Genomic DNA, 15,335 nt, shown 5'->3' on the forward strand with positions numbered 1-15,335 from the left:
CTGGAGGGAGTCACTCCTCTATTCGCAGGATTTCCCCGCGGGCCGTGACCGGCCGGGGATGCGGGGCGGGGCGCACCCGGCGCCCCGCACCACAGAGTAAACAAGACGGCGCCTGCGAGGGCATGGCTCAGCGGTCCCCCGGCGCCGCGCCGCCCGACTCGCTGCCCGTGCCGCGGGCCTCCACGAGGGCGCGCAGCGCGCGGGCGTCGCGGATCGCGGCCTGCCGTGCGATTCCGGGCTGGATGCCCATCACGGGCAGGCTGCTGCCGTCGCTGAGGTCGAGGAAGACCCAGGGGTCGCCCTGCCGCAGATTGACCCGCAGGACCTCCGCCCAGGCCAGCTTGCGCACCTGTGTGAGGTTCACCACGGTCACCCCGCTCTCCTCCGCGACGACCTTGGGCCGGCTGAGCACCGCGATGACGCAGAGGAACAGTGCGGCGAGCACGACGAAGCTCGCCTGCTCCCAGGGCGCGGCGCTGTCGAGGAGCAGGGCGAGCGCGGTGATGCTGACGAACATGACGACGCCGACGCACAGCGCCACGATCCGGGTGCGCCGCGGCCTGAACGTGACCGGCAGGACGGGCGGGCCCTGCGGGGCGGTGGTTGCGGGCATGGGGCCCCGGTCCTCCTCCTGCGGTGTGGTCGGCGGCATCGGCGCTCGTCCCCTCGGTCCTCGTGCTGCGGCGCCGTCAGAGCCGGCAGGCGTGGATGGCGGTGGTGAGGATGGCGCGGGCCCCGAGCGCGTACAGGTCGTCCATGATGCGCTGCGCGTCGACGGTGGGGACCATCGCGCGGACGGCGACCCAGCCCTCGTTGTGCAGCGGCGACACGGTCGGGGACTCAAGGCCCGGGGTGAGGGCGACGGCCCGCTCCAGGTGCTCGGCGCGGCAGTCGTAGTCCATCATCACGTACGTGCGGGCGACCAGGACGCCCTGGAGGCGGCGCAGGAACCGGTCGACCTCGGGGTCCTCGGTGGCGCCGGTGCGGCGCACCACGACCGCCTCCGAGGTCATGATCGGCTCGCCGACCACTTCGAGGCCCGCGTTGCGCAGCGAGGTGCCGGTCTCGACGACGTCGGCGATGACCTGGGCGACGCCGAGCTGGATGGCCGTCTCGACGGCGCCGTCGAGGTGGACGACGGCGGCGTCGATGCCGCTGTCGGCGAGGTGCCGCGCGACGATGCCCTCGTAGGAGGTGGCGATCGTCATCCCGCTGAAGTCCTCGATGCCCTTCGCGGCGCCGGGCCTCGTCGCGTAGTGGAAGGTGGAGCGGGCGAAGCCGAGGGGCAGGATGGCCTCCGCGTCGGCGCCCGAGTCGACCAGCAGGTCCCGTCCCGTGATGCCGATGTCGAGGCGGCCCGAGCTCACGTAGATCGCGATGTCCCGGGGGCGGAGGTAGAAGAACTCCACCTCGTTGGCGGGGTCGACGAGGACGAGTTCCTTGGACTCCTTGCGCTGCCGGTAGCCCGCCTCATGGAGCATCGCCGACGCAGGTCCGGACAGTGAACCCTTGTTGGGGATGGCGATGCGCAGCATGGGAAAGGCTTCCTTCGATGCGGGGTCGGATGTGCGGGGGCGGGCGCCGGCGCGGCGCCCGTCCGGTGGTGCGGGAGGCGGGCGCGCCGGAGCGCGGCGCGCGGGGCGGCCGCCGGGGTGTCCGGGCGGGCCGCGGGGAGGGGGCGGGCCGCCGCGCCGTCCGCGCGGCGGCCGGGGTGCCGGGGCGCGCGGAGGACGGCGGCTCAGAGATGGGCGTACACGTCGTCGAGGGCGATGCCGCGGGCGACCATCATCACCTGGACGTGGTACAGGAGCTGCGAGATCTCCTCGGCCGCCGCGTCCTTGCCCTCGTGCTCGGCGGCCATCCAGACCTCGGCGGCCTCCTCGACGACCTTCTTGCCGATGGCATGGACGCCCTTGCCCACCAGCTCGGCGGTGCGGGAGGTCGCGGGGTCGCCGTGGGCGGCCTTCTGCTGGAGCTCGGTGAACAGCTCCTCGAACGTCTTCTTGGACATGGTGCCGCCACTCTATCGGGAGGCGCCTGACGCCTGCCGCCAGGGTTCCGCGACGGTCCGCAGGATGGTCGCGGTGGCGACGGCCGCGGTGACGGCCTCGTGCCCCTTGTCCTCTGCGGAGCCTTCGAGGCCCGCGCGGTCCAGGGCCTGCTGTTCCGTGTCGCAGGTCAGCACGCCGAAGCCGATGGGGACGCCGGTGTCGACGGAGACCTGCGTCAGCCCCTGGGTGACGCCCTGGCACACATAGTCGAAGTGCGGTGTGCCGCCCCTGATGACGACGCCGAGCGCCACGACGGCGTCGTAGCCGCGGTCCGCCATGGCCCTGGCGACGACGGGCAGCTCGAAGCTGCCCGGGACCCGCAGCAGGGTGGGTTCGTCGATGCCCAGTTCGTGCAGGGCGCGCAGGGCGCCGTCGACGAGGCCGTCCATCACTTGCTCGTGCCAGCTGGCCGCGATCACGGCGATCCTGAGGTCGCCGCAGTTCTTGACGGTCAGTTCCGGCGCGCCCTTGCCGCTCACTTCTCTCCCTGTTCCTGCTGTCGCTCGCTTGGGTGGATGGTGCCCCGTGCGGGGCCGCTGCTCACTGGTTGCCGCAGGCCGAGGCCGGGACCGCGGTGTCGAGCCAGGGCAGGTCGTGCCCCATGCGGTCCCGCTTGGTGCGCAGGTAGCGCAGATTGTGCTCGCCCGCCGTGACGGGCATCGGCTCGCGTCCGCTCACGACGAGGCCGTGGGCGCTGAGCGCGTCGGTCTTGTCGGGATTGTTGGTCATGAGGGTGAGGCTGTGCACGCCGAGGTCCTGGAGGATCTGGGCGCCCGCCGCGTAGTCCCGGGCGTCGGCGGGCAGCCCGAGCTCGAGGTTGGCGTCGAGGGTGTCGAGGCCGCGCTCCTGGAGCTCGTACGCGCGGAGCTTGGAGAGCAGGCCGATGCCGCGGCCCTCGTGGCCGCGCAGGTAGACGACGACGCCGCGGCCCTCCTCCACGACGCGCCGCATGGAGGCGTGCAGCTGGGGGCCGCAGTCACAGCGCTGGGAGGCGAAGACGTCGCCGGTGAGGCACTCGGAGTGGACGCGCACGAGGACGTTCTCGCCGTCGCCGAGGTCGCCGTGGACGAGCGCCACGTGCTCGACGCCGTCGGCGGCCGAGCGGTAGCCGTACGCGGTGAAAGGGCCGAAGGCGGTGGGCAGCCGGACCTCGGCGGCGCGGTGCACCACGGGCTCGGCGCTGCGCCGGTAGGCGATCAGGGCCTCGATGGAGATGATCGTCAGGCCGTGCTTGCGGGCGAACGGGACGAGCTGCGGCAGCCGCAGCATCGTGCCGTCCTCCCCCGCGATCTCCACGATGGCGCCCGCGGGCCTGAGCCCGGCGAGGCGGGCGAGGTCGACGGCCGCCTCGGTGTGGCCGGCCCGCACCAGGACGCCGCCCGGGCGTGCGCGCAGCGGGAAGACGTGGCCCGGCCTGACGAAGTCGGCGGGGCCCGCCTCGCCGCTCGCGAGGAGGGCGAGCGTGGTGGCGCGGTCGGCGGCGGAGATGCCGGTGGTGACGCCGTGGGCGTGGGCCGCGTCGACGGAGACGGTGAACGCGGTCCGCATGGACTCGGTGTTCTCGCCGACCATCTGCGGTAGTTCGAGCCGGTCGAGCTCGGGGCCCTCCATGGGGGCGCAGATCAGGCCGCGGCACTCGGACATCATGAAGGCGACGATCTCGGGGGTGGCCTTCTCCGCCGCGACGACGAGGTCGCCCTCGTTCTCCCTGTCCTCGTCGTCCACGACGACGACGGGGCGGCCCGCCGCGATGTCCGCGACGGCGCGCTCGACCGGGTCGAGGGTGAGGCCCTCCGCGCGGTCCGCGGTGTACCAGGCGGGTGCGGTCGTTGCTGTCATGCCGTCGCGCCTCCAAGCGCCAGGGAGCCGGTGCGCCGCGAGCGCAGCCACCAGTCGCGCATGCCCCACAGGACGAGCGCCAGATAGATCACGTAGACGAAGCCGGAGAAGGCGAGGCCGCTGCTGAAGGCCAGCGGTACGCCGACGACGTCGACCAGCAGCCAGGCGAACCAGAACTCGACCAGGCCGCGGGCCTGGGCGACCATCGCCGCCAGGGTGCCGACGAAGATGTACGCGTCCTGCCAGGGACTCCAGGACAGGCTGGGGTAGGCCGTGAACAGGGCGCCGAGCGCGGCCGTGCCGACGGCGGTGCCCGCGATCAGCAGGGCGCGCTCGCGCCAGGTGGCGAACCGCACGGTGACGGCGCCGCCGTCCGCGGCACGGCCGTGGCCGCCGCGGACGCGCCACTGCCGCCAGCCCCACAGCGCCACCACGATGACGATGAGCTGCTTGCCCATGCCGCCGCTGAGGTGCGCGGAGAAGTACGCGGCGACGAGGATGGCGCCGGACAGGAACTGGGCGGGCCAGGTCCACACGGACCGCCGCCAGCCGAGGGCGAGCGCCAGCAGCCCCATGGTGTTGCCGATCATGTCGGACCAGAGGATGTGCTGGCCGAAGGCCGTGAAGGCCTCGCTGTTGAGCCAGGAGACCGTACTCACCGCGTGGGCTCCTCTACGGGTAGGGAGGGTGCGCCCGCGGGCCGCCGTCCGTCGCCGAGCAGCCGCTCGACGTACTTGGCGAGGATGTCGACCTCCAGGTTGACCGGGTCGCCCGGCCCCTTGGAGCCGAGCGTCGTCAGCGCGAGCGTGGTGGGGATGAGGCTGATGGTGAAGTAGTCGGGGCCCGCGTCCACGACGGTGAGGCTGACGCCGTCGACCGTGATGGAGCCCTTCTCGACGACGTAGCGGCTCAGGCCCTCGGGGAGCGCGATCTTGACGATCTCCCAGTGCTCGGAGGGCGTGCGGGCCACGAGGCTGCCGGTGCCGTCGACGTGGCCCTGGACGATGTGGCCGCCGAGGCGGCCGCCGACAGCGACCGTGCGCTCCAGGTTGACCGGGGAGCCCACGGTGAGCGCGCCGAGGCTGGAGCGCCCCAGCGTCTCGGCCATCACGTCGGCCGTGAACCGGTCGCCGCCGTGCTCGGCGACGGTGAGGCAGACGCCGTTGACGGCGATCGAGTCGCCGTGTTTCGCGCCTTCGGTGACGAGGGGCCCGCGCAGCGTGAAGCGACAGGAGTCACCGAGGTCCTCGACTGCGGTGACCTCACCCAGTTCTTCGACGATTCCGGTGAACACTCAGCGCTCCTTCTGTGCGGGGGCGGCCGGCCTGGCGGCCGCCTCGGGTACCGCGGTGATCCGCAGGTCGGCGCCGACGCGGACGCTCTGCGTCATGCGCAGGCGCAACGCGTCGGCGATGGTGGGGATTCCGGCGTCGGCGAGGGCGGCGGGCCCGGCGCCGAGCAGGACGGGTGCGAGGTAGCCGACGACCCGGTCGACGGCTCCCGCGGCGACGAAGGCCCCGGCGAGCGCGGGTCCGCCTTCGAGCAGTACGCCGCGCACGCCGCGGGCGTACAGGGCGTCGAGCAGCGCGGCCACGGAGACACCCTGTCCGGCGCGGGGCAGCGGGACGACCTCGGCGCGGGCGCTCAGCGCGGCGACGGCCCGGGGGTCGGCGTCCTCGGCGACCGCGATCAGGGTGGGTGCCTCGGCGTCGAGGATGCGGGCGCCGGGGCGCACGGCGGTGGCGGTGGTGTCGACGCCGACCCGCAGCGGCTGGACGGCGCCGGGGCGGCCGCGCACGGCGAGGTGCGGGTCGTCGGCGCGCAGCGTTCCGGCGCCGACGACGACGGCGTCCGACTCGGCGCGCAGGCGGTGCACGTCGGCGCGGGCCTCTGCGCAGGTGATCCAGCGGCTGCTGCCGTCCTCGGCGGCGACCCGGCCGTCGAGGCTGGCCGCGTACTTCCAGGTGACGTGGGGCCGGCCGCGGCGCACGGCGGTCAGCCAGGCGGCGTTGCCCTCCTCGGCCTCGTCGGCGAGCAGCCCCTGCTCGGCGTGGACGCCCGCGGCCCTGAGGGTGGCGGCGCCGCCGGTGGCCTGCGGGGTGGGGTCGGCGACCGCGTAGTGGACGCGGGCGACGCCCGCCGCGATCAGCGCCTGTGCGCAGGGCCCGGTGCGGCCGGTGTGGTTGCAGGGTTCGAGGGTGACGTACGCGGTGCCGCCGCGGGCCCGTTCTCCCGCCGCGCGCAGGGCGTTGACCTCGGCGTGGGGGCCGCCGGCCCGCTCGTGGTGGCCCTCGCCCGCGAGGCGTCCCCGGGCGTCGAGGACGACGCAGCCGACGACGGGGTTGGGACTGGTGGCTCCGAGACCGCGGGCGGCGAGCGCCACGGCGCGCCGCATGGCGTCGATGTCGGCCTGGTCCGTCGCCCGTCCCACCGGGTCCTCCTGCCTCTCGGGCACGGACTCCGGGGCCTGTCGTGACGACAGAGAAGCGGGACCTCTCCAGCGGGTACACCTGCTCGCGGTGCTGTCCGCCGGGTGGCGGACAAGCCGCACAGGCGTGCCCCGCAGGGGCCCGCCGCGCACTGCCTCCCATCCGGACTTTAACCGTCGGTCCAGGAATTTCACCTGGTCAACCGTCCGCTGGAGGCGGACGGGTCGCGGACTGTAACCGCCGGTTCGGAGTTTCACCGACCCCGGAGTGCGCTGCTTCTTGTACGCGACCAGTGTGCCACGGACGTCCGTCACCCGGGTGGGTGATTGCTGTGCCCTGGCTCACAGTGCGTACGGCGCCACGGTCGGTCACGCGCGGGGGCCGAACAGCTCCTCCTGGGCGGCGTCGCGTGCGGTGAGGAGGGCGCCGCGCAGGACGGCGGCGCCGCCGAGCGCGCTCGGGGCGACGTCCGTGCGCAGCGGGCAGAGGGCGGCGAGGCGCCGCTCGACGCGGGCGGCGAGCCCGGGGCCGCCCGCGTGGCCGAGTTCGCCGGAGAGCACGACGAGGCCGGGGTCGAGGACGGCGGCCAGGGCGGCGGCGCCGAGGGCGACGCGGTCGGCGAGCTCGTCGAGGAAGCGCGTGCCCGCGCCACCCGCGCCCGGTGCGGCCCTGATGTACGCGGCGGCGGGCGGTTCGTGCGGCGCGGGCTCGGCGGTCAGGCCGTGGAGCACGGCGAGCCGGGAGACGGCGGCGGAGCCGACGAGGCCGTGCAGCCCGCCGTCGCAGCCGGCCGCGGAGGGCAGGGCCTCGGTGCCCGGTACGGGAAGGAAGCTGATCTCGCCCGCGCCCCCGGACACGCCGCGGCGCAGCCTGCCGCCGATGACGACGGCGGCGCCGACGCTCAGACCGAGCCAGAGCAGGGCGAAGTCGTCGCGTCCTCGGGCCGCGCCGATGCGGTGTTCCGCGACGGCGGCGAGGTTGGTCTCGTTCTCCACGAGGACGGCGGCGGTGAGGCGCCGGGGCAGGGCGGTGACGAGCCTGCGGTGCCAGGCGGGCAGCCCGGAGGTGTCCCGCAGTTCGCCGGTGGCCGGGTCCACGAGGCCCGGGGCGCCGACGGCGACGCTGTGCAGCCGGGTGGCTCCCGCCTCCTCGACGGTGTGTTCGAGGAGGGCGACGGCCTGCTCGGCCGCCTCGCGGGGGTCGCTCTCCTCGTCGACGGGCGCGGCGGCCTCGGCGAGGGTCTCGCCGAGCAGGTCGGCGACGACGGCGAACGCGCTGCCCGTCCTGATGTCGAGCCCGGCGAGGTGGGCGCGGTCGGCGGCGATCCCGTACACCCGCGCGTTGGGGCCCCGGCGGTCGCTGCCGCTCTCGCCGACGACCCTGACGAGGCCTGTGTGCTGGAGCCGGTCCACGAGGTCGGCCACGGTGGGGCGGGAGAGCCCGGTCAGCTCCCTGAGCTGACCTGCCGTCAGAGGGCCCCGGCGCTGGAGGTGTTCCAGGGCGAGCCGGTCGTTGATGACCCTCGCGGTACTCGGGGATGCGGGCATACCGAAATCCTTCCAGACCGGCCTGGCAGCGGGAACGCGCTATTTATCAGGGAGGGTTCCTGATAGTTTACGTCGCGCCGGCCGCCCGGTCGTCGGCGTTCCGGCGCGCCCGCGCGCCACCCGGCCCGCGCGCCGCCCGGTGGGCCCCCGTACCCCCCAGAACTCCGGTGGAGGACGTATGGCACGGCAAGCGCTCGCCGGCGCCGCGGGCGAGAGCACCCGCAGGACCCGGCAGGCCAGGATCGCGCTTGCCGTGGTCTTCTGTGCGCACGGCGCGGTCACCGGCAGCTTCGCCACCCGGGTGCCCTGGATCCAGGAGCACACCGGCATCGGCGCGGGCGAACTCGGGCTCGCGCTCGCCTTCCCCGCCCTCGGCTCGCTGCTCGCGATGCCGCTCGCGGGCCGCGTGGCCCACCGGCTCGGCGCGCGGGCCGCGCTGCGGGTCCTGCTCGCGGCCTGGACGCTGTCGCTCGCGCTGCCCTCGCTCGCGCCGAACCTGGGGACGCTGTGCGCGGCGCTGTTCGTCTACGGCGCCTCGTCCGGCATGTCCGACGTGGTGATGAACGGCATCGGGGTGGCGACCGAGGACCGGGCAGGACGGTCGATCATGTCCGGGCTGCACGGCATGTGGAGCGCGGGGGCGCTGGTCGGCTCCGCGTCGGGCGCGCTCGCCGCGAACCTCGGCGCCGACGCCCGCGTCCAGCACGAGCTGGCCGCCGCCGCGCTGACCGCGACCGGCCTCGCCGCCTGCCACTGGGTGCTCGACGTGCGCAGCGCGCCGGAGGCCGAGGCGCCGCCGCGCTTCGCGCTGCCGCCGCGTTCCGCGCTGCTCATCGGACTCGTCGGGTTCTGTGCGGTGTTCGGCGAGGGCGCGAGCCTCGACTGGTCGGCGGTCTACCTGAGGGACGTGCTCGGCGCGTCGGCGGGTCCTGCCGCCGCGTCGACCACGGCCTTCACACTGACGATGGCGGTGACCCGGATCGCGGGCGACCGGCTGGTCGACAGGTTCGGCCCGGTGCGCACGGTGCGGGCGGGCGGCGCCTGCGCGACGGCGGGCGGCCTCCTGGTGGTCCTCGCGCCCGTCCCCGCGCTCGCCATGGCCGGGTTCGCGCTGCTCGGCGTGGGGGTCGCGGTCGTGGTGCCGCTGGCCTTCGCGGCGGCGGGGCGCAGCGGCCCCCACCCGAACCAGGCCATCGCGGGCGTCGCCACCATCACGTACACCTCGGGGCTCGTGGCGCCCTCGGTGATCGGCGGGGTGGCGCACGCGAGCTCGCTCCAGGCGTCGTTCGCGCTGGTGACCGTGTGCGCCGCGGGCCTGCTCGCCGGGGCGGGGGTGCTGCGGCGCGGCGGCCGGGGCGCAGGCGGGGCCTGCGGTTCCCCGGCACCGGCCGGGAAGGACGGGGCGGCGGGGACGCGGGACGCCGGAAGCTGAGGCGCCCGAGGACGGGCGCGGGACGCCGGAAGCTGACAGCCCGCCGGCAGGGTGCGGGATGCCGGGAAACTGAGCGCCCAAGGACGGGACGCAGGACGCCGGGAACTGAGCGCCCGAAGACGGGACGCAGGGGGCCCGGCGCCCCCCTTCCCCCACCGGTGCCGGGACCCCGGACACGACCCAACTCGTCTGACGCGCGCGCCCGTTGTTCACCCATCAACTTCATGCCCTACGGTGAGCGTCTCGATCTTCTTCGAAGGAGAAGCGCATGCCGATCAAGCTCGGTCTGTCCCTTCCGCAGATGAAACAGTTCAGCCTCGCCCGCGACCTGGTCCCGGTGGCCAGGGCCGCAGAGGAGACCGGGTACGAGAGCCTCTGGGTCTTCGAGCGCTCCCTGTACCCGACCCCGGCGACGCAGGGCCTCTACGGCGTCCCCGGGCTGCCCTGGCCCGACGCGTACCGCAGCGTCGCCGACCCGCTGGTGACCCTGGCGATGGCCGCCGCGGTCACCGGGCGTGCCAGGCTCGGCACCAGCGTGCTGGTCGCCCCGTACCACGTGCCGTTCCAGCTGGCGCGCTGGTTCTCCACGCTGGACGCGGCGACCGGCGGGCGCGCGGTCGCGGGCCTCGGCACCGGCTGGTCCCACGACGAGTACGCCGCGGGCTCGGTGGCGCCGTTCGAGAAGCGCGGCGCGGTCCTCGACGAACTGCTCGACGTGTTCGCCGCCGTGCAGGGCCCCGACCCGGTCTCGTACGAGGGCGAGCTGAGCCGGATCGCCCCCTCCGAGGTCGGCCCCAAGCCGGTGCGCCCCGTGCCGGTGTACCTCGCCGCGTCCGGCGGTCCCGCGCTGCGCCGCCTGGTGGACAGGGCCGACGGCTGGATGCCGGTGGGCATGACGGCCGAGCAGCTCGCGGGCGCCTGGCAGGGTGTCAAGGACCTGGCCGCCGAGCGTGGCCGCACCCGGCCGCTCGACGTGTGCGTGCGGGCCAACGTGCAGTACTCACGGCAGCCCTTCGAGGGCGAGGGCCGCCAGCCCTTCCAGGGCAGCGTGGCGCAGATCGTCGAGGACGTGGCCGCGCACGCCGCGGTCGACGGCGTCCACGAGATCCTGCTCGACCTGTGCCTGAGCACCCGCGACGGCGACGAGCTGATCGACGTGTCCCGCGAGGTGTACGCGGCGGTGCGCGCGGCCGGCGTCTGACCCCGCCGCTCCCCCGCACGACCGGGGTCCGGCCGCGCCGCCACGCGCGCCGGCCCCTCCGGGCCCGCGGCTCAGCGTGCGTCCCGCAGCAGGACGGGGAGCGCGTCGAGCGCGTTCATGGTGACCGAGGGGGTGCGGGTCAGGGTCCGGCGGGGGACGGCGAGGCGCAGTCCGGGGAAGCGGGTGACGAGCCCCGAGACGGCCACCCGGGTCTCCATGCGCGCCAGGGACGCCCCGAGGCAGTGGTGCATGCCGTGGCCGAAGGCGAGATGGCCCCGGTCGGCGCGGCCGGGGTCGAAGCGGTCGGGCTCGGGGAAGCGCGCGGGGTCGCGGTTGGCCGCGAGGAGCGAGACGAAGACGAGGTCCCCGGCGGGGATCGTCGTACCGCCGATCCGCACGTCGGCCGTCGTCCGCGCCGGCATGGTCGTCTGGGACGAGCCGTCGTGGCGCAGCGCCTCCTCGACGACACGGCCGGCGGCTTCGGAGGGCTCCGGGTCGCGGCGCAGGGCCGCGAGCCGGTCCGGGTGCGTGAGCAGGGCGAGGACGGTGTTGGTGATCAGGTTCACCGTCGTCTCGTGGCCGGCGAGCACCAGCAGGTAGGCCATGGAGGTCAGTTCGTCCTCGCTGAGCCGGTCGCCCCCGTCCCGCGCCTGCACGAGCGCGGAGAGGAGGTCGTCCGCGGGGTGCGCGCGCTTGCGCGCGATCAGCTCCCGCAGCAGGCCGAGGAGGGGCACCGCCGAGGCGACGTACGCCTCGTAGCCGACGAGTTCGGGCGACATCAGGGGCGCGGTCCAGGCGTGGAAGTCGGCCTGCCGGCCGGCGGGGACGCCAAGCAGCGTGCCGATGACGGCCATCGGCAGCGGATACGCGTACCGGGTCACCAGATCGACCTCGCCGGTCTCCCCCGCCGTCTCGCCGAGCCGGTCGAGGAGGCTCGCGGTGAGGTCCCGTACGTACGGTTCGAGGCGCTCCACCCGGCGCCTGGTGAAGGCGGCGGTGACCAGGCGGCGCAGCCGGGTGTGGTCCGGCGGGTTCAGGTACAGCAGGTGGCTGTGGATGCCCCGGGCCACGTCCTCGGGGAGCTTGCGGGCGAACGCGCCCGACGAGGGTCCGAGCTTGGCGAAGCGTGCGTCGGCGAGCGCGGCACGCGCCTCCTCGTAGCCGGTGATCAGCCAGGCGGGGGCGCCGTGCGGAAGCACCGCGCGGTGCACCGCGCCCGTCGCGTTCAGCCAGGCCCACAGGACGTGCCTGCGGCCCTCCTCCACGGCGTTGAAGGGGTCGGCGGCTGTGTGGTGTGCCATGGGACGGTGTCGCCCTCCCTGAGGCGCGGGGTACGCGCGGAACGAGATGCTTGCTCCCCCGTACACGGGTGGGAGCGGCCGGGTGTTCACCGGGGTTCGGCGACCCGCCCTGCGGCTGTCGGAAAAGCCGCAGGTGACGGCGGGAGCACGGGCGCGTGCAGGGATGAGCGGCTCCGCGGGCGGAGAACCGGGTGGCGCCCCGCCGCGGCGGGCGCCCCGGCCCTCAGTCCTCGGGCAGCTCCACCGGCGCGAGCTCGTCGAAGAGGTCGCCGGGGCCCGGGTTCGACGGGTCGGTGCCGCCGCCGAAGTGGTGCAGCACCCCCCACACCGCGTTGAGCGCCGTCTGCACGGCGCCCTCCGCCCACCCCGCGGTCCACGAGATGTCGTCGCCCGCGAGGAAGATCCCGCGCTTGTCCGCGGGCAGCGCGTCCTGCATGAAGTGCGTGAAAAGCCGCCGCTGGTAGCGGTAGTGGCCCGGCAGGTTGGCCTTGAACGCCCCCATGAAGTACGGCTCGTTCTCCCACGACACCGTCACCGGGCTGCCGATCACATGGCGTCTGATGTCGACCCCGGGGTAGATCTCGCCGAGCGAGGCGAGCATGACCTCCATGCGCTCGTTCGCCGAGAGCGGCAGCCACTTCAGGCTGTCGTCGCACCAGGTGTAGGAGAGGCAGATGACGGCGGGCGCGCCCGGGTCGCTGCCGAGCAGGTAGGTGCCGCGGGTCATCCGGTCCGTGAGCGTCATCGACATCGTGTCGCGGCCGGTGCGCGGATCGCGGTCGAGCCAGAACGGCCGGTCGACGGGGACGAACAGCTTGCTCGACTCCATGTAGTGGGTCCGCTCGATCGCCGTCCAGTGGTCGATCGGGAAGAGGCCCTCGTCGCAGGCGATCTTGGAGAGCAGCATCCAGGACTGCGCGGTGAAGACGGCGGCGCGGTAGGTGCGGATGGCGCCCGAGGCGTCGGTGACGGTGATGCCGCCGCCCGCCGTGCGCCGCAGCCCGGTCACCGCGGGCAGCGGGGTGCCGTCGTGGAGCGACGCGAGGGAGGTGCCCTGCGCCCAGTGCGTGATCTTGTCCGGCGCCCGCTCCCACAGCCGCTCGGGGAGTTGCCGGCTGCCGCCGACGATGCCCCGGTGGTCGTCGTCGGCCTCCGTGTAGACGACCCGGAGGATCTCCAGGATGGAGTTGGGGAAGTCGGTGTCCCAGCCGCCCGTGCCGAAGCCGACCTGGCCGAAGATCTCCCGGTGCCTGAAGGAGGCGAAGGCGGGCGAGTCGCAGAGGAAGCCGTAGAACGTCTGGTCGTCCAGCTCCCGCACGAGCCGCGACCAGATCGCCCGGATCGCGGGGACGTCGCGCTCGCGCAGCGCGCGCTGCATGGCGGAGAAGTCGGCGCCCTCCTCCAGGCAGGTGTGCCACGCGTCCATCACGTCCCGGTACACCTGCGGCAGGTCGGCGATCGTACGGGCGTAGTGCGGCACGCCCTTGAGGTCGACCACGGTCGAAGGGGTGCCGGGCGCCAGCGGGTTGGGGAACGGCTCGGTCTCCAGGCCCGCCAGGTCGATGTAGTGCCGCAGTGCGGTGGACGACGGCGGGAAGCGCATGGCGCCGAGTTCGGCCGTGAGGCGCGGGTCGCAGCCGTCGAAGCCGACGGTGCGCAGCCGCCCGCCGATCCGGTCCGCCTCGTACAGCACGGGCCGCAGCCCGGTCTTCATCAGCTCGTACGCCGTGACGATGCCGGAGAGGCCGCCGCCGATGACGGCGACCTCGGTGCCGTGCTCGGTGGCGGGCACCTGGCCGAGGCCCGCGGGGTGCGCGAGGTAGTCGTCGTAGGCGTAGGGGAAGTCCGGGCCCGACATGGTGAGGGGCCGCTGCCCCGGCCGGGTCTCGGCGTGCGATACGGCGGTGGGCACCGTGGACGTCATGGCGCGATGCTCCTGGGTTGTGAGGTGGCGCGGGGTTCTTCGGGGCGGGGGCCGGGCGGCCGCGGGTCAGCCGGCGGGGTGCGCGGCGTGCGGGCCGGGGTAAAGACCGGGCCGCCGGTCTTCGAGGTACGGGTTGGCCCGGCGCGACGCCGCGAGCAGCTCCGGGTCGACGTCCGCGACGAGCAGTTCCTCGCCGCGGCCCGCACGGGCCCTGGCCGTGCCGTCGGGCCCGGCCAGGCAGCTCAGCCCGACGAAGTCGAACTGGCCTTCGAGCCCTGTCCTGTTGACGTACGCGACATAGAGCTGGTTCTCGAACGCCCTGACGGGCACGACGGATTCGGCGACGAACTCGAAGGGGTGCATCTGCGCGGTGGGCACGAGCAGCAGGTCGGTGCCGGCCAGGGCGTGCGCCCTGACGTTCTCGGGGAACTCGACGTCGTAGCAGATCATGATGCCGACGCGGAGCCCGTCGAGGTCCGCCTGGACCACCGGCTGCTCCCCCGGCGTGAAGTGCTCACGCTCGAACGCGCCGAACAGGTGCGTCTTGCGGTAGCCCGCGGCCCTGGTGCCGTCCGCGGCGATGAGCTGGGCGCTGTTGAAGACGCGGGGCCCGTCGCGCTCGGGGTAGCCGTACAGCACCGCGAGGCCGTGCCCGCGGGCCGTCGCGGCGACCGCCTCCGCCGCCGGGCCCCCGGCGGGCTCGGCGAGGCGCGCCACGTCGTCGCCGATGGCGTAGCCGGTGAGGAACATCTCCGGGCAGACCAGCAGCCGGGCGCCGGCGGCGGCGGCGCGAGCCGCCGCCGCGTCGAGCGCCCGCAGGTTCGCGGCCGGGGAACCGGGCTGCCCCGAGCTCTGGAGCAGAGCGGTACGCAGTGCGGACATGGCGCGGTCCTCGCAGGTCACAGGCGGTCGGACGGGGGCGGGGGGCTGCGGCCGGGCGCGCCGGGCCCCTTGGAGACAGTACGGTCAGCCGCGGCGCGGCGACAAGACGCCACCGTGGCGTCCCCAGGGGCGATTCGTGCGTGTACGGGCCGCTCGGCGGCGGATCGGTGCACGCCGCCGAGCAGAGGGTGGTCAGGAGCGGGGCCCCGGCCACTGCGGGGCGCCCGCCGTGGAGCGGCTCAGCAGCGGCGAGAGGACGAGGACGCACTTGGTGCGCTCGACGTACGGCTCGCTCGCGATGCGTTCGGGTACCTCTTCGAAGTGGCGCATGTCGGCGGCGAAGACCTGGGCGACCGCGTCGGCGTCGCCGGTGACGGTGGACGCGGCGACGACCTCGGGGAAGCGTTCGAGAGCCTCATTGAAAAGAGGGGCATGTCGTCGGGCGAGGTGTTGCGGCCGCAGTAGATCTCGGTGAACCCCTCGGTGCGCCAGCCGAGGGCGGTGGGGGCGACCCGTACGGTGAAGCCGGTCACCGCGCCCTCGGCGCGCAGCCGGTCCACGCGCCGTTTCACGGCGGGGGCGGAGAGGCCGACGAGGGCGCCGATGTCCGCGTAGGAGCGGCGGGCGCCGTCCGCGAGGGCGTGCAGGATGCGTTCGTCCAGCTCGTTCAGTCACACCGGTGCAGTAGACCACGCGGGCCGCGCGCCTCCCCGCTGCGGGCGCGCGCCC

The 15,335-nt window shown here is 74.5% G+C and carries 14 protein-coding genes, 1 pseudogene and 1 riboswitch; of the genes and pseudogenes, 2 read left to right on the plus strand and 13 right to left on the minus strand.

Going from position 1 to position 15,335, the window contains the following annotated elements:
- Positions 1-127: 127 nt before the first annotated feature.
- The 9 genes from ABEA77_RS14610 to ABEA77_RS14650 all read right to left on the minus strand — a co-directional run bounded on the left by ABEA77_RS14610 (position 128) and on the right by ABEA77_RS14650 (position 7,866).
- Positions 128-613, minus strand: coding sequence for a PH domain-containing protein (locus ABEA77_RS14610; RefSeq protein ID WP_345646481.1), 486 nt, complete (start codon positions 611-613; stop codon positions 128-130).
- A gap of 76 nt (positions 614-689) precedes the next feature.
- Positions 690-1,535: an ATP phosphoribosyltransferase gene (gene hisG, locus ABEA77_RS14615; RefSeq protein WP_345646484.1), complete on the minus strand. Its 846-nt coding sequence runs from the start codon at positions 1,533-1,535 to the stop codon at positions 690-692.
- A gap of 203 nt (positions 1,536-1,738) precedes the next feature.
- Positions 1,739-2,011 carry a phosphoribosyl-ATP diphosphatase gene (locus ABEA77_RS14620; RefSeq protein WP_345646486.1) on the minus strand — a complete coding sequence of 91 codons (273 nt, stop codon included), beginning with the start codon at positions 2,009-2,011 and terminating at the stop codon, positions 1,739-1,741.
- 12 nt (positions 2,012-2,023) lie between these two features.
- The gene (gene ribH / locus ABEA77_RS14625; protein WP_345646487.1) at positions 2,024-2,530 is read right to left on the minus strand and encodes a 6,7-dimethyl-8-ribityllumazine synthase; all 507 of its coding nucleotides are present in this window, start codon (positions 2,528-2,530) and stop codon (positions 2,024-2,026) included.
- Between the two features lie 61 nt (positions 2,531-2,591).
- Entirely contained in the window at positions 2,592-3,890 is a 1,299-nt protein-coding gene (locus ABEA77_RS14630; RefSeq protein WP_345646488.1) for a bifunctional 3,4-dihydroxy-2-butanone-4-phosphate synthase/GTP cyclohydrolase II, read from the minus strand.
- Complete coding sequence (locus ABEA77_RS14635) at positions 3,887-4,549, minus strand: nicotinamide mononucleotide transporter family protein (protein ID WP_345646490.1); 663 nt, start codon at positions 4,547-4,549, stop codon at positions 3,887-3,889. Before ABEA77_RS14635 ends, ABEA77_RS14630 begins: the two co-directional genes overlap by 4 nt.
- Complete coding sequence (locus ABEA77_RS14640) at positions 4,546-5,184, minus strand: riboflavin synthase (protein WP_345646492.1); 639 nt, start codon at positions 5,182-5,184, stop codon at positions 4,546-4,548. Before ABEA77_RS14640 ends, ABEA77_RS14635 begins: the two co-directional genes overlap by 4 nt.
- A complete protein-coding gene (gene ribD, locus ABEA77_RS14645) occupies positions 5,185-6,285 on the minus strand; it encodes a bifunctional diaminohydroxyphosphoribosylaminopyrimidine deaminase/5-amino-6-(5-phosphoribosylamino)uracil reductase RibD (protein ID WP_345646686.1) in 1,101 nt (366 codons plus the stop codon).
- Between the two features lie 178 nt (positions 6,286-6,463).
- A riboswitch (FMN riboswitch) is annotated at positions 6,464-6,594 on the minus strand.
- Positions 6,595-6,687: 93 nt separating this feature from the next.
- A complete protein-coding gene (locus tag ABEA77_RS14650) occupies positions 6,688-7,866 on the minus strand; it encodes an ROK family transcriptional regulator (RefSeq protein WP_345646495.1) in 1,179 nt (392 codons plus the stop codon).
- A gap of 178 nt (positions 7,867-8,044) precedes the next feature.
- On the opposite strand from ABEA77_RS14650, the gene ABEA77_RS14655 reads away from it, so the two are divergent.
- Positions 8,045-9,298, plus strand: a complete 1,254-nt coding sequence (locus ABEA77_RS14655) for an MFS transporter (protein ID WP_345646498.1) — start codon at positions 8,045-8,047, stop codon at positions 9,296-9,298.
- A 268-nt stretch (positions 9,299-9,566) separates the two neighbouring features.
- On the plus strand, positions 9,567-10,499 hold the full coding sequence (locus ABEA77_RS14660) for an LLM class F420-dependent oxidoreductase (protein ID WP_345646501.1): 933 nt from the start codon (positions 9,567-9,569) through the stop codon (positions 10,497-10,499).
- A 71-nt stretch (positions 10,500-10,570) separates the two neighbouring features.
- Here the strand turns inward: ABEA77_RS14660 and ABEA77_RS14665 are convergent, their stop codons facing one another.
- The 4 genes and pseudogenes from ABEA77_RS14665 to ABEA77_RS14680 form a co-directional block, all read right to left on the minus strand.
- Positions 10,571-11,800, minus strand: a complete 1,230-nt coding sequence (locus ABEA77_RS14665) for a cytochrome P450 family protein (protein ID WP_345646504.1) — start codon at positions 11,798-11,800, stop codon at positions 10,571-10,573.
- 223 nt (positions 11,801-12,023) lie between these two features.
- Complete coding sequence (locus ABEA77_RS14670) at positions 12,024-13,724, minus strand: flavin monoamine oxidase family protein (protein WP_345646507.1); 1,701 nt, start codon at positions 13,722-13,724, stop codon at positions 12,024-12,026.
- A gap of 66 nt (positions 13,725-13,790) precedes the next feature.
- Positions 13,791-14,606, minus strand: a complete 816-nt coding sequence (locus ABEA77_RS14675) for a carbon-nitrogen hydrolase family protein (protein ID WP_345646510.1) — start codon at positions 14,604-14,606, stop codon at positions 13,791-13,793.
- A gap of 192 nt (positions 14,607-14,798) precedes the next feature.
- Positions 14,799-15,277, minus strand: a pseudogene (locus ABEA77_RS14680) (Lrp/AsnC family transcriptional regulator).
- Positions 15,278-15,335 lie beyond the last annotated feature (58 nt).

The sequence above is a fragment of the Streptomyces tremellae genome (assembly GCF_039540215.1).
Classification (GTDB): domain Bacteria; phylum Actinomycetota; class Actinomycetes; order Streptomycetales; family Streptomycetaceae; genus Streptomyces; species Streptomyces tremellae.